The sequence below is a fragment of the Xenorhabdus sp. TS4 genome, from assembly GCF_014467265.1.
Lineage (GTDB): Bacteria > Pseudomonadota > Gammaproteobacteria > Enterobacterales > Enterobacteriaceae > Xenorhabdus > Xenorhabdus ehlersii.
Genome location: NZ_NKHQ01000024.1, coordinates 176,806 through 199,871 on the forward strand (window position 1 = coordinate 176,806; position 23,066 = coordinate 199,871).

General features: G+C 43.4%; 17 protein-coding genes. 8 read left to right on the plus strand and 9 right to left on the minus strand.

The annotated features are described in order from the left end of the window. Nucleotides 1-60: 60 nt before the first annotated feature. Together metK and Xets_RS12205 are read left to right on the plus strand one after the other, a co-directional pair. Nucleotides 61-1,215: a methionine adenosyltransferase gene (gene metK / locus Xets_RS12200; protein ID WP_099131578.1), complete on the plus strand. Its 1,155-nt coding sequence runs from the start codon at nt 61-63 to the stop codon at nt 1,213-1,215. Nucleotides 1,216-1,288: 73 nt separating this feature from the next. Then, nucleotides 1,289-1,795 (plus strand): SprT family zinc-dependent metalloprotease, encoded by a 507-nt coding sequence (locus Xets_RS12205; protein ID WP_187651737.1) that lies wholly within the window; start codon nt 1,289-1,291, stop codon nt 1,793-1,795. A gap of 12 nt (nt 1,796-1,807) precedes the next feature. On the opposite strand, the gene Xets_RS12210 is transcribed toward Xets_RS12205, so the two are convergent. After that, complete coding sequence (locus Xets_RS12210) at nt 1,808-2,155, minus strand: DUF6694 family lipoprotein (RefSeq protein ID WP_187651738.1); 348 nt, start codon at nt 2,153-2,155, stop codon at nt 1,808-1,810. A gap of 536 nt (nt 2,156-2,691) precedes the next feature. Between Xets_RS12210 and Xets_RS12215 the strand changes: the two genes are divergently transcribed. The 3 genes from Xets_RS12215 (at nt 2,692) to Xets_RS12225 (ending at nt 7,332) form a co-directional block, all read left to right on the plus strand. Beyond that, nucleotides 2,692-3,828, plus strand: a complete 1,137-nt coding sequence (locus Xets_RS12215) for an ABC transporter substrate-binding protein (RefSeq protein WP_099131575.1) — start codon at nt 2,692-2,694, stop codon at nt 3,826-3,828. 343 nt (nt 3,829-4,171) lie between these two features. Next, nucleotides 4,172-5,473 (plus strand): dicarboxylate/amino acid:cation symporter, encoded by a 1,302-nt coding sequence (locus tag Xets_RS12220; RefSeq protein ID WP_187651739.1) that lies wholly within the window; start codon nt 4,172-4,174, stop codon nt 5,471-5,473. 374 nt (nt 5,474-5,847) lie between these two features. Continuing rightward, nucleotides 5,848-7,332, plus strand: a complete 1,485-nt coding sequence (locus tag Xets_RS12225) for an aldehyde dehydrogenase family protein (RefSeq protein WP_187651740.1) — start codon at nt 5,848-5,850, stop codon at nt 7,330-7,332. Between the two features lie 68 nt (nt 7,333-7,400). Here the strand turns inward: Xets_RS12225 and Xets_RS12230 are convergent, their stop codons facing one another. From Xets_RS12230 to rlmD, 6 genes are all read right to left on the minus strand, one after another. Continuing rightward, on the minus strand, nt 7,401-8,786 hold the full coding sequence (locus Xets_RS12230) for a DASS family sodium-coupled anion symporter (protein WP_099131572.1): 1,386 nt from the start codon (nt 8,784-8,786) through the stop codon (nt 7,401-7,403). Between the two features lie 352 nt (nt 8,787-9,138). Then, nucleotides 9,139-10,440 (minus strand): phosphopyruvate hydratase, encoded by a 1,302-nt coding sequence (eno, locus tag Xets_RS12235; RefSeq protein ID WP_187651741.1) that lies wholly within the window; start codon nt 10,438-10,440, stop codon nt 9,139-9,141. Nucleotides 10,441-10,556: 116 nt separating this feature from the next. Next, nucleotides 10,557-12,194, minus strand: a complete 1,638-nt coding sequence (gene pyrG / locus Xets_RS12240; protein WP_187651742.1) for a glutamine hydrolyzing CTP synthase — start codon at nt 12,192-12,194, stop codon at nt 10,557-10,559. A 338-nt stretch (nt 12,195-12,532) separates the two neighbouring features. Continuing rightward, on the minus strand, nt 12,533-13,324 hold the full coding sequence (gene mazG, locus Xets_RS12245; RefSeq protein ID WP_099131569.1) for a nucleoside triphosphate pyrophosphohydrolase: 792 nt from the start codon (nt 13,322-13,324) through the stop codon (nt 12,533-12,535). Between the two features lie 17 nt (nt 13,325-13,341). Next, on the minus strand, nt 13,342-15,579 hold the full coding sequence (relA, locus tag Xets_RS12250) for a GTP diphosphokinase (protein ID WP_187651743.1): 2,238 nt from the start codon (nt 15,577-15,579) through the stop codon (nt 13,342-13,344). 9 nt (nt 15,580-15,588) lie between these two features. Further along, nucleotides 15,589-16,926 (minus strand): 23S rRNA (uracil(1939)-C(5))-methyltransferase RlmD, encoded by a 1,338-nt coding sequence (rlmD, locus tag Xets_RS12255; RefSeq protein WP_099131709.1) that lies wholly within the window; start codon nt 16,924-16,926, stop codon nt 15,589-15,591. A 53-nt stretch (nt 16,927-16,979) separates the two neighbouring features. Here rlmD and Xets_RS12260 point away from each other — a divergent pair, with 53 nt between their 5' ends. After that, nucleotides 16,980-19,331 carry an ATP-binding protein gene (locus Xets_RS12260; protein WP_099131567.1) on the plus strand — a complete coding sequence of 784 codons (2,352 nt, stop codon included), beginning with the start codon at nt 16,980-16,982 and terminating at the stop codon, nt 19,329-19,331. On the opposite strand, the gene dgt is transcribed toward Xets_RS12260, so the two are convergent. Next, nucleotides 19,321-20,856 (minus strand): dGTPase, encoded by a 1,536-nt coding sequence (dgt, locus tag Xets_RS12265; protein ID WP_099131566.1) that lies wholly within the window; start codon nt 20,854-20,856, stop codon nt 19,321-19,323. The two genes, Xets_RS12260 and dgt, sit on opposite strands and share 11 nt — an antisense overlap. A gap of 136 nt (nt 20,857-20,992) precedes the next feature. Here dgt and mtnN point away from each other — a divergent pair, with 136 nt between their 5' ends. Further along, complete coding sequence (gene mtnN, locus Xets_RS12270) at nt 20,993-21,691, plus strand: 5'-methylthioadenosine/S-adenosylhomocysteine nucleosidase (RefSeq protein WP_099131565.1); 699 nt, start codon at nt 20,993-20,995, stop codon at nt 21,689-21,691. A 27-nt stretch (nt 21,692-21,718) separates the two neighbouring features. Then, nucleotides 21,719-22,564 (plus strand): vitamin B12 ABC transporter substrate-binding protein BtuF, encoded by an 846-nt coding sequence (btuF, locus tag Xets_RS12275; protein ID WP_187651744.1) that lies wholly within the window; start codon nt 21,719-21,721, stop codon nt 22,562-22,564. Nucleotides 22,565-22,613: 49 nt separating this feature from the next. Here btuF and erpA read toward each other — a convergent pair whose 3' ends face one another. Beyond that, nucleotides 22,614-22,958 (minus strand): iron-sulfur cluster insertion protein ErpA, encoded by a 345-nt coding sequence (gene erpA, locus Xets_RS12280; RefSeq protein WP_099131563.1) that lies wholly within the window; start codon nt 22,956-22,958, stop codon nt 22,614-22,616. Between the last annotated feature and the right edge of the window lie 108 nt (nt 22,959-23,066).

The following is a 23,066-nucleotide window of genomic DNA, read 5'->3' on the forward strand; positions in this document are numbered from 1 at the left end:
AGACGGTAATACATCCCATCCGCCTTTAAACCAATATTATATTTAAGGTAATAAAATATAATGACTACACATCTTTTTACTTCTGAATCTGTTTCAGAAGGACATCCAGACAAAATTGCCGATCAGATTTCCGATGCCGTCCTTGATGCAATTTTAAAACAGGATCCTAAAGCTCGCGTAGCCTGCGAAACTTATGTTAAAACAGGCATGGTCATGGTTGGTGGTGAAATCACTACCAGCGCTTGGGTTGATATAGAAGAAATTACTCGCAGTACAGTACGTGAAATCGGCTATACCAGCTCAGATATGGGGTTTGATGCCAACTCATGTGCAGTTATCAGTGCCATTGGTAAACAATCCCCTGATATCAACCAAGGTGTTGATCGTACAGATCCTCTGGAGCAAGGTGCAGGAGATCAGGGCCTGATGTTTGGTTATGCGACCAACGAAACTGATGTTCTCATGCCAGCCCCAATCACTTATGCACACCGTTTGGTTGAGCGTCAGGCCGAAGTTCGTAAAAACGGCACCCTGCCGTGGTTGCGCCCTGATGCAAAAAGTCAGGTCACTTTCCAGTATGAGAACGGTAAGATTGTTGGTATTGATGCCGTTGTCCTTTCAACCCAGCACAGCGAAGATATCGATCAAAAAGCACTGCATGAAGCCGTGATGGATGAGATCATCAAACCGGTATTGCCTACCGAATGGCTTACTCCGATGACCAAATATTTCATCAACCCAACAGGTCGCTTTGTGATCGGTGGGCCAATGGGTGACTGTGGTCTGACTGGCCGTAAGATCATTGTTGATACCTATGGTGGTATGGCTCGTCACGGTGGTGGCGCATTTTCAGGTAAAGATCCCTCCAAAGTTGACCGTTCGGCAGCCTATGCAGCGCGTTACGTTGCCAAAAACATCGTTGCGGCAGGCCTGGCTGATCGCTGTGAAATCCAGGTTTCTTATGCCATCGGTGTTGCAGAGCCAACCTCTATCATGGTGGAAACGTTCGGTACAGAGAAAGTCCCAACTTCCACACTGATTCAACTAGTCCGTGAATTTTTTGATCTGCGTCCTTACGGCCTGATTAAGATGCTGAATCTGTTACAACCCATTTATCGCGATACTGCGGCTTACGGTCATTTCGGTCGTGAGCAATTCCCGTGGGAAGCAACAGATAAAGCTGAAATTCTGCGCTCTGCGGCAGGATTGAAATAAATTCTTTGCTAGCCTATGAAGCCCGCAAATACTGCGGGTTTTTTTATGATCAAAAGTACAATATTAAGCCGTAATGAAATCCGTTAGAGTTCCCCTTTTCCTACAACAAGCGGTTATGCGTACCCTGCGACAGAAATTAACTCATGCGAGTCATTTTCTACAGCAAAGGTTTCCCGAACCCCACATAACCTATCAGCAACGGGGAACAATTGCAGGCAGTGCCAGACTGCAAGATTGGGAAATCCGCCTGAATCCTGTTTTGTTAATCGAAAATCAGCAGGTATTCATAGATGAAGTTATCCCGCATGAACTGGCTCATCTGTTGGTTTATCATCAATTTGGGCAAGTTGCCCCACACGGAAAAGAATGGCGCTTTATCATGGAAACGATATTTGCAGTACCTGCCAACCGGACGCATCCGTTCCCCGTACATTCTGTACGCAGTAAGACATTCACTTATTATTGTCGTTGTCAGCAACATGAACTAACGATAAGGCAACACAATAAAGTCCTCAGAGGAAAAAATTGCTATGTTTGCCGCCAATGTGGCGAAAAACTAACTCTGTTGGAGTCAACTTAATAAGATATATACTCATTTTTTGTTCATGCTGGCCGCTTTAATTTTCTCTGCTTCTTCAATAACTTGATCAGCTGTTTTTCCATGAAGGGATTGAAAAAATTTCTGTTCCAACTTTTGTATATCTGCATGTTTGATATTTCCATTCTTGTTATCCTTAAACAGATCATCAAAGTCGATACTATTGCTCATGACAACATTTAATGAATCATCAAATTGTAATCTTTTATCTTCTGGTAAAGTATCTCTGATTTTCTCAATGGATGTTTTTACAGCGATTTCATTTGTTCCATCAATTTTGAGTTGATTATCACATCCAGTCAATGCAAATCCCAACAAACAAATAGTTAACAATTTTTTCATGATCAGCCCCGCTTATTACCGATAAAGTAATAATAGCAAGAATGAGAACATATAAATCGGTTTAAAGAAAATTTCATTATGAAATTAGGGATATTTATAACTTGATTATTGTTTACTCCAGGCTATTAATGGGTGTGGTTTCTAATAATCAACGTATTATCGAATTCATTTTCTGCGTTACTGAAATACTTCAATAAGGCTATTATTCATTCTTCTTTGTCATTTTTAAATGCATTTCTCCCATATTGTCAAAAGATAGTTTTGTTATAATGATTTGTTATTAAAGTAAAAATTCACAATTAAATGTTTTCATGTCAGTAAAAGTGTAAAAACTGTTGATTGATTTGAATAATAACCACTATCATCTGTTTTGAACTGAAATAATGACAGAAACATCAACGTTCCCACGTTGGGAAGAAGTATATTTGAAACACATAAGATTTAAAAAACATAAGAGAACAGGAATTGATGATAAGTAACTTAACCACACCTATATATTGATATTCCTTATATAATTTCCAATAAAAGGAGAAACAATGTTTAACATTCATTACCCCATAAAAAGTTTTCTGTCCGCGTTATTCATATTACTCCCCATATATGCTCAAGCAGAAAAAATTACCGTCAAAGATATTATGGGACGTGAAGTAACAGTCAACGCCCCTGTTAAACGCGCCATGCTGGCAGATAGCCGAATGGTTATTGCCCTAAATATTCTGCATCCCTCTGAACCATTGAAAGGCATTGCCGCGTGGGATAATGCATTGGAGAAAAAAGCGCCTGATCTTGCGACAGCCTATGAAAAGAAATTCTCTCAGCTAAGGAAAATTCCAGTCTTCCCCAATCCCTATACCAGTGATTTCAATGTTGAAAAGGCCATGATGTATAAACCCGATCTGGTTATTTTCGATATTGGGTTAAAATCCAAACTGGATAGCAGTAATACGATTAACTTATTGGAAAAAATAGGTGTTCCTGTCATTTTCATCGACTTTCGCCAACATCCTCTATCCAATACGGTTCCCAGCATGAGATTATTAGGGAAGGTTTTTAAACAGGAAGAAAATGCCAATAAATTCATTCAATTTTATGAAAATCGCCTGTCCATAATTAATAAACGTATTATGCCATTATCTCCTAAGCAAATTCCTGACGTCTTTATTGAGCGTCATGCAGGTATGTTAGGTACTGAAGATTGTTGCAATACCTTTGCCACTAATAGCTTCGGAGAGTTTGTTACTGCCGCGGGTGGCAATAATATGGGGAGTAAATGGTTTTCTGGTATGGGAGGCAAAATTAATGAAGAACAACTATTGGCTACCAATCCTGATTATTATCTGATGACCGTAGCAAATTGGGACACTGTTCATTCAAACAGCCAATCTGTCCCATTAGGTTATACCGGAGAGTTGGCAGCATCGGAGAAACGTTTTCAAAAATTGCTCTCTCGTCCCAAGCTAAAGATTTTAGAATCGTATCGTGAAAAACGTGTTATGGCGATTTATCATCAATACTATGATACTCCATTCAATATTATTGCTGTAGAAGCCATTGCAAAATGGTTACATCCCGATCTTTTCAAAGATCTTGATCCCCATGCAGACAATATTTATGTTCACCAAACCCTTACAGCATTAGATGGCAGCGGTCTTTTCTGGATAACCGCAAAATAACACCTCTTCTGAATCAAACCCACTCGTCTTCGAGTGGGAACTTCTTACTATTATAAGTTTATAAAAAAATACAGTTTTATACTTATTTCTTATATAATGCTTTTTTATTTATTTAATAAACAATTCTTGGTTTTACGATCTTGATACTTGTTCACAACAAAAATTCAGAGTAATTTTAACATCAGTCTTATTGTCCCAATAATACCTTCCATAATAATGAGATGAATTCTCATTATTATGGAAGACGTTACGACTTTCCAATCAAAGAGAAACATTAAATTAATTAATAAAAAAATAAATCGCCAATATCAATATTAACACTATGGATAAAAACAGGAATCCTATGTCTACAATTCTAAAGAAGAAACCTTTATACCAGATACTCTATGTTCAAGTCATATTTGCCATTTTACTGGGTATCACCCTTGGTCATTTTTATCCTGATATTGGAACATCGTTAAAACCATTAGGTGATGCATTCATTAAAATTGTGAAAATGATCATTGCACCTGTTATCTTTTTGACAGTAGTCACAGGGATAGCAGGAATGAATAATATAAAAAAGGTTGGGAATGTTGCAGCAAAATCAATGTTATATTTTTTAACATTTTCAACGCTCGCATTAGTTATTGGATTAATTATCGCCAATATTGTCCGCCCCGGCGATGGCTTAAATATCTCTCCTGATTCGTTAGACAACAGCAAGGTTATTGGTTATGTGGAGAAAGCCCATGAATCATCCATTGTTGACTTTCTCATGAATATCATACCTGACACTGTTGTCAGCCCACTTGTGAATGGCAATATTCTCCAGGTTCTGTTTATTTCAGTTATTTTTGGTATCGCTTTAGCCGCTACAGGGAAAAAAGGGGAACCTGTTTTAGAGTTTTTACAACACCTCTCAGAACCTATCTTTAAAATGGTAGGAATTTTAATGAAATTAGCACCAATTGGTGCATTTGGAGCAATGGCCTTTACCATAGGTAAATATGGTATTGCATCAATTGGGAATTTGATGATGTTAATTGTGACTTTTTACATTACATCATTGCTTTTTGTTCTTATTATATTGGGAGCGGTTGCTAAATATAACGGGTTCTCTATCATTCAATTAATAAAATATATTAAAGATGAGCTATTGTTAGTTTTAGGAACCTCATCCTCAGAGGCTGCGTTACCCGGCCTAATGAAGAAAATGGAAAATCTGGGTTGTGAGAAATCGGTTGTTGGTTTAGTTATTCCAACAGGTTATTCATTCAACCTTGATGGTACTAATATTTATATGACGATGGCTGCATTATTTATTGCTCAGGCAACCAACATTGAATTAAGTCTATATGAGCAAATTTCTTTATTATTAGTTGCTATGATCAGTTCAAAAGGTGCAGCAGGTGTAACAGGAGCCGGTTTTATTACACTAGCTGCGACCTTATCTGTTGTACCCAGCGTGCCCGTAGCTGGCATGGCTCTTATTTTGGGCATTGACAGATTTATGTCTGAGTGCCGCGCATTGACAAATTTAGTTGGCAATGCTTGTGCCAGCATTGTTGTAGCTCGCTGGGAAAATGCTTTAGATAAAGAAAAGATGCATCAAATATTAAATGGTAACATGCAAAATTCAGTAGAAAAAACACCAAATAAATAAGGTATATTACCTGCGGTAAATAATAAAACTCACATCCCCCTGCTATAAATGGGGGATATATCCCTTCAAAAACGCAATAAATAAAAAACAACCCACAATAAATATTCCACTAAAATAAAAAATAATAGAAAAATTTCTCATAAAAATATATAACACATCGTTATTGATTTCAGGACAGATATCCCACTAGAAAAAGAAACCATATAAAAAAAGCAATTTCCCACATCGTTATCCTAACTATTAATATTTTATATTAATTGATGGAGATCTCTTATAGTTAAATTCAATTTTGATAAAAATTAAGAATTAGTCTAATAATAACTTAGGAATATATGTCCTAACATACCAAAAAACCAAAGTACCCGGAGAATATAATGAAAAAACTACATGATATAGAAAAAGAATTGTTGCCTTGTGAATCTTACAAGATGCTGATTAATGGTGAGTGGGTTGATAGCGTTTCAAAAAATACGATACAAAGCTACAACCCTGCAACAGGTGAATTATTGACAGAATATGCAGCAGGAAATGCCGAAGATGTTGAACTTGCCGTCAAGGCTGCCCAAAAAGCCCTGCCTGCATGGAGCAAAACATCCGCAGCTGAAAGGCAATCTTTATTACTGAAAATTGCCGACTTACTGGAAGCCGAAGCTGAACGCTTTATTGCCCTTGAAACATTGGATGGTGGTAAAACTCAGGCTCTATGTCGTCATTTCGATATTCCTTTTTCTGTTGATCATTTCCGCTACTTTGCCGGTGTTATCCGCGCTCATTCTGATACTACTGATGTCATTGATAGTCACACACTGAGCTTAGTCATCAGAGAACCAATTGGTGTAGTCGGACAGATTATTCCGTGGAATTTCCCGCTATTGATGGCTGCCTGGAAACTCGCTCCCGCCCTTGCTGCCGGTAATACTATTGTTATCAATCCTGCAAGTCTGACCCCAATCACTCTGCTTGAGCTGGGGCACATCATGAATCAAGTTCTGCCAGCGGGCGTTGTCAATATTGTTACAGGGCGTGGCTCAGTTGTAGGCCAAGCCATCCTCGACCATGACGGCATTGACAAGGTCGCCTTTACCGGCTCAACAGAAGTCGGTTACAACGTTGCCGCAGCGGCAGCAAAAAGGCTCATTCCGGCAACGTTGGAATTAGGTGGTAAATCGGCTAATATCGTTTTCCCTGATGCCAATATGAAAAAGGCGATCACATATGCAGCCAATGCAATTTTGCTGAACCAAGGGCAAGCCTGTGAATCCGGTGCCCGCCTGTTCCTGCATAAAGATATTCATGATGAATTCCTGAAATCACTGAAAACCGTGTTTGAATCCATTAAAGTCGGCGACCCTATGCTGGCAGAAACAGAAATGGGCTGCCAAGTCAGTGAAGAACAGATGAACACTATATTAGGTTATATCGACCTGGCAAAACAGGAAGGTGCAACCATCTTGACTGGCGGAAAACGCATAACCGGAACAGAATATGATGATGGATTCTTTATCCAGCCGACAATTCTTACCAATGTCACCAACAAGATGCGGGTGGCACAGGAAGAAATTTTCGGGCCTGTACTATGCGTTATTCCATTCAGCAACGAAGAAGAAGTCGTCGAAATGGCCAATGATTCCGAATATGGCCTGGCAGGTGCCGTATGGACACAGGATATTAACCGTGCCCTGCGCATCGCTAAGGCAATAAAAACAGGCCGTATGTGGATTAATACCTATCACGAATTGCCGGCTCATGCTCCTTTCGGTGGCTATAAGAAATCGGGACTTGGACGTGAAACCCACAAGATGATGTTGGATGCTTATACTGAGGTGAAAAACATCTATATCAGTACTAAAGAAGACTAACACAATCGCCACCTGCAAGGGTGGCGATTTTGAGCATGGCTTATTCAAGCATTAAAAGCCAGAAGGAATTACAGCCAGAAGAACCAGGCAATCACAGAAATAATGGCAATACATGCCAAATTCAGCACTATGCCTACCCTGACCATTTCAATTTGTTTGATATAACCAGTGCCATAAACAATCGCGTTAGGTGGCGTTGCTACAGGTAGCATAAATGCACAGGATGCCCCTATACCGATTATCAGAGTCAAAACCACAACCGGCATTCCCAGCGCTTCTGCAACCGTAGCAAAAATAGGTACAAGAAGCGCTGCGCTCGCAGTATTACTTGTAAATTCTGTCAGGAAAATAATAAACGTAGCAATCGCAACGATGATCACAAACCAAGAGCTGGTACCGAAAGTCGCTGCCATGCCATTTGCCATAACTTCACTGGCACCGGAATCTTTTAAGACGGCACTCAATGTCAGGCCACCACCGAACAGCATCAATACGCCCCATTCGGTGTTATTTTGAATCTGTGACCATGTTGATACGCCAGTGATACCAATCAGGATGGCTGCGCTCACTGCAATAATCGTATCCAGATCTTTGACACCACCCAGTGCATCACTAATAAATGAACTGAAAATCCAGCACACTACGGTTAACAGGAAAATGCCCATGGCAATAACACGTTTACCATTCCACTCCAGGTACTCCAATTCCAGATCAAATTTATGATTCAGATTTGGACGCAGCATGAGGTACATCAGTCCCACCATGACTGGCATAAGAATAATGACCATTGGCACGCCGTATTTCATCCATGTAAAGAAATCCATACCCAATTGTGCAGCAGCGATGGCATTGGGTGGACTACCGACCAACGTTCCCAGGCCACCAATACTAGCGCTATATGCAACACCAAGCAGCACAAAAATAAAGGTATTACGCTCAGTACGTACATCCAGATTAGCCAGAATTCCAAGGACTAGTGGTAACATCATGGCAGCAGTTGCCGTGTTACTTATCCACATAGAAAGCAAGGCAGTAATACCAAATATCAGCAATACCGCTACAGATAAACGTCCACGGGCAATCATCAGCAAACGGTTAGCTATCAATCTGTCCAAGCCTTGGATATGTAGCGCCGTTGCCAGTGCAAAGCCACCGAAGAACAAAAAGATTATGGGGTTTGCAAAAGATTTCAGTGCATCACCGGTATTCATCAATCCCATGCCGACCGCCAGAATAGGAATACACAGTGCAGTAATGGTGACATGAATGGCTTCTGTTAACCATAACACGCCAACAAATACCATTAATGCCAAGCCTGCATTTGCTTTTTCTCCGTAAGGTAAAAACTTAAGCAATGTCACAAACAAAATGATGTCCAGCGCGAGAATAATTAAGCCTCTTTTATTTGAGGGTGCAGGCCCAATCGCTGGGGTTAAAGATTCAGAAGCGTCCATGAAGACTCCATAAAACAATGAAACATAACTCTGTAATGTAAAAAGAATAATTGATGAATCATTGCCACAAATGTTAAAGAATTACATTACATGTGAAATAATAAGGAGTATTAACAAGGAATAAAATACGAGTTGTATAATTTTGGGATCTGCTACGCGGGATTTGTCTGGCTACTGAATTATTGTTCAAAAAAAGAACTGAATTTCTGTTGTCATATCACACTTCCATCCTGCAATAAGATAAGTAACCGGTATGAAAAATAAAATTTTCTTTCAATAAAAAGGCGAAAGAGGATACTCTCTTTCGCCAAAACATAAAAAATATTTACTTTTCAGCAGAAAAAACCGGCAATTATGCCTGGCCTTTCACTTCTTTCAGGCCGTTGAAAGGAGCACGATTACCCAGTGCTTCTTCAATACGGATCAACTGGTTGTATTTAGCAACACGGTCAGAACGGCTCATAGAACCCGTTTTGATTTGACCCGCAGCAGTACCAACAGCCAGATCAGCAATAGTTGCATCTTCAGTTTCACCAGAACGATGAGAGATGACCGCGGTGTAACCTGCATCTTTTGCCATCTTGATTGCAGCCAGCGTTTCAGTCAAAGAACCGATCTGGTTGAACTTGATCAGGATGGAGTTTGCGATACCTTTTTCGATACCTTCTTTCAGGATCTTGGTGTTAGTTACAAACAGATCGTCACCAACCAACTGAATTTTGTCACCCAGCACTTTAGTCTGGTAAGCAAAACCGTCCCAATCAGATTCGTTCAGGCCATCTTCAATAGAAACAATTGGGTACTCTTTGGTCAATCCTTCCAGGTAGCGGGTGAATTCCTGAGAGGTGAAAGTCTTGCCTTCGCCTTTCAGTTCATAGTTGCCAGTTTCTTCGTTATAGAATTCAGAAGCTGCACAGTCCATCGCCAGAGTAATGTCTTTACCCAGTACGTAACCCGCTTTCTCAACTGCTTCTTTGATTGCTGCCAGCGCTGCTGCGTTAGATTCCAGGTTTGGTGCATAGCCACCTTCATCACCCACCGCAGTGTTCATACCTTTGGCTTTCAGCACTTTCGCCAGATTGTGGAATACTTCGGAACCCATGCGTACAGCTTCTTTCAGTGTGCTTGCGCCAACTGGCTGGATCATGAATTCTTGAATATCTACGTTGTTATCTGCATGTTCACCACCGTTGATGATGTTCATCATTGGCAGAGGCATGGAGAATTTGCCCGGAGTACCGTTCAACTCAGCGATGTGCTCGTATAGAGGCATACCTTTCGCTGCAGCGGCTGCTTTGGCGTTCGCGAGAGAAACAGCCAAAATCGCGTTAGCACCGAAGTTAGATTTGTTTTCAGTACCATCCAGCTCGATCATGATCTTGTCGATGTTAGTCTGATCTTTCGCATCCTGACCAACCAGAGCCTGTGCAATTGGGCCGTTAACCGCAGAAACAGCTTTCAGTACACCTTTACCCATGAAACGAGACTTATCGCCATCACGCAGTTCCAGCGCTTCGCGAGAACCGGTTGATGCACCTGATGGCGCAGCAGCCAGACCAACAAAGCCGCCTTCCAGGTGTACTTCTGCTTCTACCGTTGGGTTACCACGGGAGTCGATGATTTCACGGCCAAGCACTTTAACGATTTTGGACATTAGGTTTTCCTCAGTACAAGTTAAATTACGGACAACCGATTGAAACTAAACTATTTTCTTAAAAAATGATTACCTTAAAAGCAAATTAGCTTAATATCAATCCATTGCCCCATATCTTATTTCAACTGGCCTTTCTGATATTTGCCAGCAGCTTCGACAAAGCCAGCAAATAGCGGATGACCATCGCGAGGCGTTGAAGTGAATTCTGGATGGAACTGACACGCCACGAACCATGGATGCGCTGGGTTCTCAATGATTTCCACCAGTTTTTTGTCGATTGAACGGCCAGCAATGCGCAAGCCTGCATCTTCAATGCGTTTCAACAGTAAATTATTCACTTCATAACGATGGCGATGACGCTCAATGATGTCACTCTGGCCATAAAGTTTATGTACCAGACTGTTTTCAGTCAGATGGCACAATTGACCACCAACGCGCATCGTTCCGCCGAGATCGCTCTCTTCGCTACGTACTTCTACGTTGCCATTCTCATCACGCCATTCGGTGATCAGAGCAACAACCGGTAACTTACATTCAGGATCGAATTCAGTGGAGTTAGCCCCAGCCATTCCCGCAACATTGCGAGCGAATTCAATCAGGGCCACCTGCATACCCAAACAAATGCCCAAATATGGGATCTTGTTTTCACGGGCATAACGTGCGGTCATGATCTTACCTTCGATACCACGGCCACCGAAGCCACCTGGTACCAGAATCGCATCCAGACTGTTTAATACGTCAACACCACGCGTTTCAACATCCTGCGAATCGATCAGCTTAATGTTGACTGTCAGGCGATTTTTCAGCCCGCCATGTTTCAGTGCTTCAATCACTGATTTGTACGCATCTGGCAGTTCAACGTATTTACCCACCATCCCAATGGTCACTTCACCCGATGGGTTGGCTTCTTCATAAATGACCTGTTCCCATTCAGACAGATCCGCTTCTGGGCATTCGATGCTGAATCGTTTACAAATATAATCATCTAAGCCCTGAGATTTCAAGAGGGCTGGAATTTTATAAATGGAATCAACATCTTTTAAAGAGATAACCGCTTTCTCTGGTACGTTACAGAAAAGAGCAATTTTTGCACGCTCATTGGCAGGAACGATGCGATCCGAACGGCAAATCAATACGTCTGGCTGAATACCAATAGACAGTAATTCTTTCACGGAATGCTGGGTCGGCTTAGTTTTCACTTCGCCCGCTGCGGCCATATAAGGCACCAGAGTCAGGTGCATGAACAGCGTGTTTTCACGGCCTACTTCCACCGCCATCTGACGAATGGCTTCAAGGAATGGCAGGGATTCGATATCACCGACAGTGCCACCGATTTCCACCAACACAACATCATGACCTTCTGCACCACGGATGATGCGGTCTTTGATTTCATTGGTGATGTGGGGGATAACCTGAATGGTTGCACCCAAATAATCGCCACGGCGTTCTTTGCGCAACACTTCTGAATAGACACGACCCGTCGTGAAATTATTGCGGCGTGTCATTTTGGTTCGGATGAAACGTTCGTAATGACCTAAATCAAGATCAGTTTCAGCGCCATCTTCGGTAACGAAAACTTCCCCGTGTTGGGTTGGGCTCATTGTGCCTGGATCAACGTTGATATACGGGTCCAGTTTCATAATGGTGACATTGAGTCCACGGGCTTCGAGTATAGCCGCCAAAGAGGCTGCGGCAATGCCTTTACCCAGAGAGGATACGACCCCGCCGGTCACAAAAATATAATTAGTTTTCATGCTGAACCTGAAAGTTTAGGTTTAAAAGGATGATGAATATAACAGGACGGGAAAGCAGTATACCCTAACCTTAATTTCGCTACAAACCATCTAAATGAGGTAAAGTGTCACATAAACAGTAACACTGCGAAACAAACACCCTTCTTTCTCTTTAAATTCATTAAGTTATTGGTGTGAAATTTTTTCATCCGGCTCAGATTATTCAGCCGTTTCAGCGACATCTTTTTCGCTATTTCCATGATTTTTTGGCAAGATGAAGCAACACAGGAGTTGCACGCGAATCTATAAAATTTTCTACCCCGAAAAATGTTGTCATCATGCCACCTGGTTTGTGATTGCTATATCTTCTGGCTTTTCACTCGCTGCCACATAGCTTCCATTTCATCTAACGTAGCCCTTTCCAATGACAAGCCTCTGTCGAGGATCAGTTTTTCGACATTACGGAAACGGTTCTCGAATTTCTGGCAAGCTTTTTGTAGTGCTATTTCTGGCTTATGCCCCAAATGACGGGATAAATTAACCACTGAAAACAGTAAATCCCCCAACTCTTCTTCTAATCGATCTTTATCAACCACCGCCTGTTTTGCTTCGTCCATGACTTCATCAATTTCTTCATAGACTTTGCCCAGCACAGGGCCAATGGTATCCCAATCAAAACCGACCGAAGCGCAACGTTTCTGGATTTTATAAGCCTTCATCAGGGCTGGTAAACTGGCGGGAATATCATCCAGTACCGAATGCTGATCTTTCTCCGCCCTTTCTGCGGCCTTACGTTGTTCCCAACTGCCCATTGCCTCTTCGCCGCTGATACCCGCTTGTTGATTGAAGATATGAGGATGACGGCGCTCCAATTTGTCACATACCGCCTCACAGATATCACCAAAATCAAACTGTTGCTGCTCCTGAGCCATCTGGGCATAAAATACGATATGAAATAACAAATCCCCTAGCTCTTCTTTTAACGCGTTGACATCATTGCGCTCAATCGCATCAAGCACTTCATAGGTCTCTTCCAATGTATAAGGGGCAATCGTAGCGGAGGTTTGTACCTTGTCCCAAGGACAGCCATCCTGGGGATGGCGCAACTGCGCCATAATCCCCTTCAATCGTTCAATAGAGTTCGGTTTCATCTTAATCCATGTCTTAATCAATTACCGTGCAAACGTCTGGCTTCAATCACATCAGACAATTGATTGAGCTTTGCCAATACCCGCCCAAGCACTTGCAAGTTATAAATCTCAATGTTCATATCAATGGTGGCAAGTTGTTGCTTAACATCACTACGGCTACTGACACCCAACACATTGATCTTCTCATTGGCGAGAATGGTTGTGATATCACGCAATAATCCACTACGGTCGTTGGCAAGAACGCGTACCACAAGTGAATAGCCGCTCGAATAACTCTCTCCCCACACTGCATCGACTATCCGTTCCGGTGAACTGGCTTCGAGTTCCGCCAACTGATCACAATCAGCACGGTGGATGGAGATCCCTCGCCCGCGTGTGATAAATCCAATAATCTCATCACCAGGGATAGGCTGGCAGCAACGGGCAATGTGGTGCATTAAGTTACCTACCCCTTCCACGACAATACGTCCATTATCTTTGCTGGTATTACGTGGTGTATAGGTTTTGTTCTCCAGGTTGCGAAGTGCCTCGCGATCTTCTTCTTCTGCCGTAATTTTATTGAATTTGTTTTGCAGGAAATTCACTAACTGGTGGATACGGATATCACCGACGCCAATGCCCGCCAACACTTCTTCCAATGTGTGGACGTTATAACGGGCAATCAGCTCTTTTTCTGCTTCCTTGACCGTGAGCCCCAAATGTGCCAACTCATTGTCCAGCATCTGGCGGCCGGCAATGATGTTTTTGTCACGATCTTGCTTACGGAACCAATTGTGGATTTTTGCGCGTCCACGGCTGGTTGTCACATAGCCAAGGTTCGGGTTCAACCAGTCACGGCTTGGATTAGGTTGTTTCTGGGTAATGATTTCAATCTGATCGCCCATCTGAAGCTGATAGCTGAATGGTACGATGCGTCCGCCAATTTTTGCCCCAATACAGCGATGACCGACATCACTGTGAATATGATAGGCAAAATCCAACGGCGTAGAGCCAATTGGCAAATCAATGACATCCCCTTTTGGCGTAAAGACATAAACGCGATCATCAAATACCTGACTGCGCACTTCATCCAGCATTTCGCCGGTATCCGCCATTTCCTCCTGCCATGCGATCAATTTCCGCAGCCATGCTATACGGCTTTCATAACTGCCGGATTTACCACCACCAAGCGCAGCGCCTTCTTTGTATTTCCAATGCGCCGCTACGCCAAGTTCCGCATCATCATGCATCTGGCGGGTGCGGATTTGAATCTCAAGCGTTTTGCCATTTGGCCCCAAAACGACTGTATGAATAGACTGATAACCATTCGGTTTCGGATTGGCAACGTAATCGTCAAATTCATCCGGCAAATGACGATAGTGAGTATGCACTATCCCCAGCGCTGCGTAGCAATCCTGCAAACGCTCGACAACAATCCGCACGGCGCGCACGTCAAACAATTCATCAAAGGAGAGAGATTTTTTCTGCATTTTGCGCCAAATGCTGTAAATATGCTTCGGACGCCCGTATATTTCAGCACGAACCCCTTCTTTCAGCATATATTTACGCAAAGTTGTCACAAATTTCTCGATATACTGCTCACGATCAATTCGGCGCTCATGCAATAACTTGGCAATTTTCTTATATTCATCGGGATGTAAGTAACGGAAACAGAAATCTTCCAGCTCCCATTTTAGCTGCCCAATTCCCAACCGATTGGCAAGAGGAGCATAGATATTGGAACACTCTTTGGCAGCCAGCACCCGCTCATCTTCACTGGCATCTCTCACTTCCCGCAAATGGGCAATGCGTTCTGCCAGCTTAATAATTACACAACGAAAATCTTCCACCATCGCCAGTAGCATCCGGCGAACATTGTCGACCTGTACCGAACAAATCGCATCGGTATGCGTGGCTTTCAGTTGGCGAATGGCATCCATTTCCAATACACCATGCACCAGATTTGTGATGGCTTTACCAAATGTTTCGGTCACTGTTTCGCTATCGAGTAGCTTGGCATTAAGGATGGGAAAAAGTAGCGCAGCACGCATACTGTCATTATCCATGCTCAATGTGGACAGGATCTCCACCATTTCCACACCGCGCCATAGCAACAGTTCCGCATTGGGGTGACCCTGGACTTTTTCGTGACAATATCGCCAGGTTTCAATCAACTTTTCACTGGATTGTGGGTTAGTAATGTTTAAACTCGCGATCCACTTATCGACCGCAAATTCACCTGCCGGCGTGAGATGCGCACTTCTTACCGCAACCATAATTTCTCCCTACTCGATATCCATTGGCTCACTGCTAAACAGCGCCATAGATTCTAGATGGCCTGTGTGTGGAAACATATCCAGCATCCGCACACTGACAAGATGATAACCCGCCGCCAACAAGACCTTGCTGTCCCGCGCAAGTGTTGTGGGGTTACAGGAAACGTAAACTACTTTTTCGGGGGCCAATTTTACAATATGTGCCATAACACCCGCTGCACCAGCGCGGGCCGGGTCCAGCAGCACCTTATTGAACCCTTGTGCTGCCCAAGGCTGCTGGTGAATATCCGATTCCAGATTTTCATGAAAAAAATCGACGTTATTAAGTTTATTGAGCCGGGCGTTATATTGCCCGCTCGCCACCAGCTCAGCAACCCCTTCCACACCCACGGTTGCCTGTACTTTCGTGGCGATCGGCAAGGTAAAGTTTCCCATGCCACAAAACAGATCCAAAACTCTGTCTGTTGGTTGCAAATCCAACCACGCCAACGCCTGTGCGACCATTTGTTGGTTAACGACATCATTCACCTGAATAAAATCTTGGGGGCTGAACACCAATTTCAACCCATTCACCTGATACCACGGTGCTATTTGCCCTTCCATCAACGGTTCAAGGGATTTTTCTTCACCAAGCAGATAAATTGAGACATTGTACCGCACCGAAAAAATGCGCAGTATTTCCTTATCTTCCTGCTTAAGTGGATCAAGATGGCGCAACACGACTAATGGTCCACTATCAGCCAATACCAATTCCACGTGCCCTAATCGTTTTACTGCATACAGGCTATTCAGGCACTGGTACAACGGCTGCAATAATTGTTCCAATTCAGGGCGCATAACAGGACAATGTTTAATACTCACCAAATCGTTGGTCTGACTCTGGCGAAACCCCATCAATAATGTGCGTTGTTTGCCGTGATATTGCAGACCAAGCCTGGCCCTGCGCCGATAGCCATATTCTGGGCTGCGAATGACGGGATGTGCACTGATGTTAATTCCTGTTTCCCGCTGGATCAGGTGTTCCAGTACACTGGCCTTAGTTTTAACTTGCAGCTCAGTGGCAACGTGCTGCTGTTGGCACCCGCCACACACTTTAAAATGTGGACAGTGAGGTGCTACGCGATGCGGGCTATCTGATAGCCTTTTCACGACCTTAGCTTTAGCAAATTGGCGTTTTTCTTCTGTCAGTTGGATTTGTGCCTGTTCACCCGGCAATAATCCTGCAATAAAGATAGTTTTTCCCTGATGACGAGCAATGCCTTGCCCTTGTGCATCAAGGTTATCTGCGGTAACGGAAATAATGCCTCGGTTTACGGAGCGACGATTTGGGGAGTAAAATTGCACCATGATTCTGACTGACTTTGAAAAATTGAGTTCTGATTTTCCCACAATGGACGCCTATGACCAAATATAGCCTACGCACCCGTATGATGAGCCTGATATTGGTTCCTGTTTTACTGGTCGGAACGCTTGTGAGTATATCATTTATCTCATACCGCTATTACGAGTTGAAGAGCCTGATAGTCCGCAGTGGGATCAGCATTATTGAACCCTTATCCATCGCCAGCGAGGTTGGCATTAATCTGGACAATTGCCAGCAAGTTGACTCATTGATAAACAGCCTGCATCGCCGAAACTCTGAAATTATCAGGGCAATTGCGATCTTTGATAAGCATAACAAGTTATTCGATATTTCGAATGACAAGTATGATGTCAATCGCTTGAGGCTCACTTCCAACGAAGCCATGCCTACAACCTTGTCCAAAATGGAATACGGCAACAGTATCATCCTGAAGATGCCAATTATCTCAGAAAACGCTTCTTCTAATCCCTGGAACACGTCCACCAGGGATACGCCGCCGATTGGCTATATCGCCATTGATTTGGACTTACGCGCTGCCCAGCTCCAGCAATACAAGGAGATTGCCACCTCCATCATTCTGCTGATTTTGTGCCTTGGAGGAACAGCACTGTTTGCTCATGTGCTGGTGCGCAAAGTCACCCAACCCCTGAACTGCATGGTTAAAGCCGTTGATCGTATCCGTCAGGGACAACTAAACAGCCGCGTGACAGGTGCCATGCCAGGGGAATTATCCGCGCTCCAGAATGGTATCAACACCGTGGCAGAATCACTCTCGAAATACAAAGATGAGATGCAGCTTCATATTGATCAAGCCACTTCCGACCTGCAAATTACGATGGAGCAGCTAGAAATTCAGAATGTTGAACTGACTATCGCCAAAAAACGTGCCCAAGAGGCGGTCAGGATCAAAACGGAATTTCTGGCGAATATGTCCCACGAATTACGCACACCGCTTAATGGGGTCATTGGCTTTACCCGTCAAATGTTAAAAACCCCCATTACGCCACAACAGATGGAGTATCTGTATGTCATTGACAGATCAGCCAATAACCTACTGAAAATCATCAATGATATTCTGGACTTCTCACGACTGGAATCCAATAAACTGGTATTGGATCAAGTGCCTTTTCTGCTAAGGGATACCGTTAATGAAGTTATTGAACTGCTAACGCCTGCTGCCAATGCGAAAAATCTTCCCCTGCACCACCATATTGATGATAAGTTACCCAATCTGATGATTGGCGATCCCATTCGCTTGCAGCAAATACTGACTAACCTGATTGGCAATGCCATTAAATTCACAGATAAAGGCAGTGTGACGCTGGATATCAAATTACGCCAGCAGCAACACCATCTTGTACAGATCGATTTTACCGTGACTGATACGGGTATCGGTATCAAACCCGAATACCGTCCGATTCTGTTCCAGGCCTTCAATCAAGCAGATGCCAGCATTACCCGCCATTACGGGGGAACCGGGCTGGGATTGAGTATCACTAAGCGGTTGGTCAGTGAGATGAAAGGAGACATTGACTTTACCAGTGAAGTCGCTAAAGGAACGATATTTTACTTTGATATCTGGCTGGAAAAAGAAGAATATTCATTCGGATCATTGCCAGAACATCTGCCAGTCTGTTCGGCATCATCGCGTTTACCCATGACCGTTATGGCAGTGGACGATAATCCCGCTAACCTGAAATTGATCGGTACACTGCTGCATGAACTCGTTGAAAATACCTTTCTGTGCAGTAATGGTATAGAGGCGCTGGAAATAGCGAAACAACATGCGCTGGATCTGATTTTGATGGATATTCAGATGGCGGATATGGATGGTATCCAAACGTCTGAGCAAATCCAACAATTCCCCCAACATAAGGAGACACCGATTGTGGCTGTTACGGCCTTTGCCTGCCACGAAGCGAAGAATGCACCGTTCATTGACTGTCTTTCCAAGCCTTTGGATGAAAACTGCCTGAAAACATTGCTGAACCAATACTGCCGGCAGAAAAAACCACAAGCCATTGACTGGGAGATGGCGTTGCAGAAGACCGCCGGCAAAGAAGCATTGGCGCGGGAGATGCTAGAAATGCTGGTGAAATCATTGCCCGACATGAAGGGAATGATTAAACAGGTTTTAACCGCCGATGGTGAAGCGATCCGCAAACACTTTCAGCATCATGTCCACCAATTACACGGCAGTTGCTGCTATAACGGCGTTCCTAAACTGAAGGCAATTTGCGAATTGGTTGAAAAACAACTGCACCAAGGGGTTGCCTTGGCTGATCTGGAACCTGAATTGCTGGAATTCATGGACGAGATCAATCATGTAATGGCAGCCACTCCTGACATACTTGAGGCTACCATGCCACTCGAACCCGTTACTTCGTGACCATAAACTTACGATATTCTTCATAAGCATAATTATCCGTCATGCCACTGATATAGTCCTGAATAAGACGTGCCCGATAATAAAACTCGATCACATCTTTTTCAGTCTCATCAGTGGCAACAATTCCTTCCACGGCCTCACCATAAGCTAAACGATGTTTGGTCGAAAGCTTGTGCAGCAAGCGCGTTTCAATAAAGTATTGTTTGTGAAAATTATTCTGGTTCAGTTCCATAAAATCCTGACGAGGTAATGCCAGCAAAGGACTATATACATCCAGCAATCCGGTAATAATTCGGTATCCCTGTAATTCCAGTTCTTCCACTTCAGGGTGATTGAAAACCCGTTTACGGGTGACATTTTTCAAGGTTTTCAATAAACGGTGTTCTTCCCCATGTCCTTCCAACAGGGCGTGATTAAATGTACCTGCATAGATTTCAGGCAGATGTTCAATAAACAATTTGGCAGTATAAGGTACCAATTTCCCGGTGATAAACACCCGTAAATACATGAAAAATTGTTCGTGGATATTACGACGTGCTTCGTTATTGGTGGTTTTCTTGTAAGCTTGTATCACCGTAGATTCGAACAAATCACCTTTCCCGTATCCTCCGTTTTCTTCCCACTCTTTTTTCAGATATTCCACCAGTTGTTCGACGTTAAAAATGTCTTTTTCAACCGCATCATCCAAATCTGCGATGCAATATGAAATATCATCTGCGGCTTCCATAATATATGTCAGTGGGAAGCGACAGAATTCCCCCATTTGCAGTTCTTTTCTCAATTCACAGATAAAGCTCTCTTCTGACCAGTAGTAACCTATTTTCTTCATCAGGTAACTGAATTCAACAGGCGTCTCTTCCAGACGATAGGCCGGACAGGTATATTTCAATATGCAGCCAATCTGGGCATAAGTGAGATTCAAGCGCAGCAGATTATGTGCCAGACGGATAGCCTGGGCATTACCTTCAAACTGACATAAATCTCGGCGCAATTGTCGACGGAATAGATCTTTCTTTTCTTCTCCTGTCAGGCGCAATGCCGCGACCTTACAGGCATCCTGCCTATTCTCCGTTTTCAGCATATGGAGCGAATAGTCAGGATCTAATCGGCGAGAGAACCAATCTTTAATCGCTGCCTCGCCAAAATGGCCAAATGGAGGATTACCAATATCGTGCATCAGGCAAGCCATCTCAATCAGGCTTTCAAAGGCAAGTAGGCGATCATTCAGCCCATATTTTTCCAATAAGTTCTGCTTTGCCAGCTCCGCAATAATTGTTTTTGATATATAGCGCCCTATTTGCTGCACTTCGAGCGAATGCGTCAGCCGACTGCGTACTGCCGCATTACGTTCCAGTGGAAATACCTGTGTTTTTTGTTGCAACCGCCGAATAGCGGCAGAGTTGATGATCCTCCCACGATCGCTTTCAAATTGGCGAATTATTTGCTCTTCATCATCGGGATGAATGGAAGATTTACTGAACTTACGTTGGTAATTCAACTTCTGCTTGAAATCAATCTTAGACATTAATTCCCCCATGCTAAATGAAACGATTATTTAGAATTGGAATCTGCGGTAAATAACTATTCAATGATACACTTGCCGGTTAAATCAGCCTGTTAATATAGGCATCAATCCATTAATAACAAACGAGTATGACACAATGAAAATAGGCGTAATAGGTGCAATGGAACAAGAGGTGACTTTATTGCGTGACCAGATTGAAGGTCTGCAAACATTGTCACGAGGTGGATGCGAAATTTATACCGGCAAACTGAATGGCGTTGATATCGCCTTGTTGAAATCTGGTATTGGTAAAGTTTCCTCCGCACTTGGAACCACCTTGTTGATTGAGCATTGCCAGCCAGATATCGTGATTAACACGGGTTCAGCCGGTGGCCTTGATCCTAACCTGAAAGTGGGGGATATCGTGGTTTCCGAAGAAGTTCGCTACCATGACGCCGATCTTACCGCTTTCGGCTATGAGCCGGGACAAATGGCGCAATGTCCAGCCGCATTTATTGCTGACGCTAAATTGATCGCCCTGGCAGAAAAATGTATCCAATCCCTCAACCTGAACGCCGTTCGTGGTCTGGTTTGCAGCGGCGATGCCTTTATCAATGGTTCTGAGCCATTGACACGCATTCGGGCTACCTTCCCGAAAGTTGCTGCGGTTGAAATGGAAGCTGCGGCCATTGGTCATGTTTGCCATCAATATAACCTCCCCTTTGTTGTCGTTCGTGCTATTTCTGATGTTGCCGATCAAGAGTCCCATATCAGTTTTGATGAATTTTTAGTTGTCGCAGCGCGTGAATCGACGCGGATGGTCAATGCCATGCTGACCGAACTCAGCAAACAGTAAGTCGTCATTTACAGTGGAGCATCGATAATGAAATCATTGTTGAAAATAATTCCCCATCGATCCATTTGGCTGGCATTCTTATTCCTTTTGTACAGCTTTTGGTCTGGTTTCAGTGCTCCACTTTATGCAGCAGCGTCCCGTGTTATTAGCCTTGCCCCATCAACGACAGAGCTGGCATATGCTGCGGGACTGGGCGACCGACTTATCGCTGTTAGCGCTTATTCCGATTATCCCGAAGCCGCTAAAAAGTTAGAGCAAGTTGCTGATTGGCAAGGCATCAATGTTGAACGGATCATCGCCCTGAAACCTAATCTGATTTTGGCATGGCGTGGCGGTAATCCCCAACGTCCTCTGGAACAACTCGCTGCTTTCGGCATCCCCATTTTTTATTCGGATGTGAAAAATGTAGAAGATGTTGCGTCAGAGCTGGAACGACTGGCTGCTTATAGCCCACATCCCGATATGGCTAAGAAATCAGCCACAGATATTCGCGACAAGTTCAATCAATTAAAACAAAAGTACGCCAACCTGAACCCTAAGCCCGTGTTCTTGCAGTTTGGTATGCATCCCATTTTTACTTCCTCCAGCCATACTATCCAAAGCGAAATTGTCTCCGTATGTGGCGGTAAAAATATTTTTGCTGATAGCCCTGTTCCGTGGCCACAGGTTAACCGTGAGCAAGTACTTACCCGCAAACCGGAAGTCATTATCATAGGCGGAACGGAAGGGCAAAAACAGCAGGTGGCTGATTTTTGGCGACCACAAATGAATGTCACTATTATCGCTCTGAACGATGACTGGTTTAGCCGTGCGGGACCGAGGGTTATTTTAGCGGCAGAACAACTTTGTAAGCAGTTAAATCGTCCCAATTAAAATAGCCTCCTAAATAAGAGGCCATTTATTGCAATAGTGAATTTTCCAATTAGACACTGAAAGAAGAGCCACAACCACAAGTGGTTTTTGCATTCGGATTGGCAACAATAAAACGGGAGCCTTCCAACCCTTCTGTATAATCCACACAAGCGCCTATCAGGTATTGCAGGCTCATGGGGTCAACAACCAATTCAACCCCTTGTTTCTGAATCGTCATATCACCTTCGTTAATTTGGTCATCGAAAGTGAAACCATACTGGAAGCCGCTACAACCACCACCGGTAATGTAAACCCGCAGGCGCAAATTCGGGTTATCTTCATCAGCAACCAGTATTTTGACTTTATTGGCTGCGGCATCAGTAAACTGCAAAGGCAATGCAGCATCATCGCTCATACTTTTACTCCAGTCCGGTTCTCCGGTAAAAATTCTCGGAAAGTTATTTTATGCTTTCTGATCAGTTAGCCGAGATTATCCAATACCTGACTGATTCGTTCAAGTTTT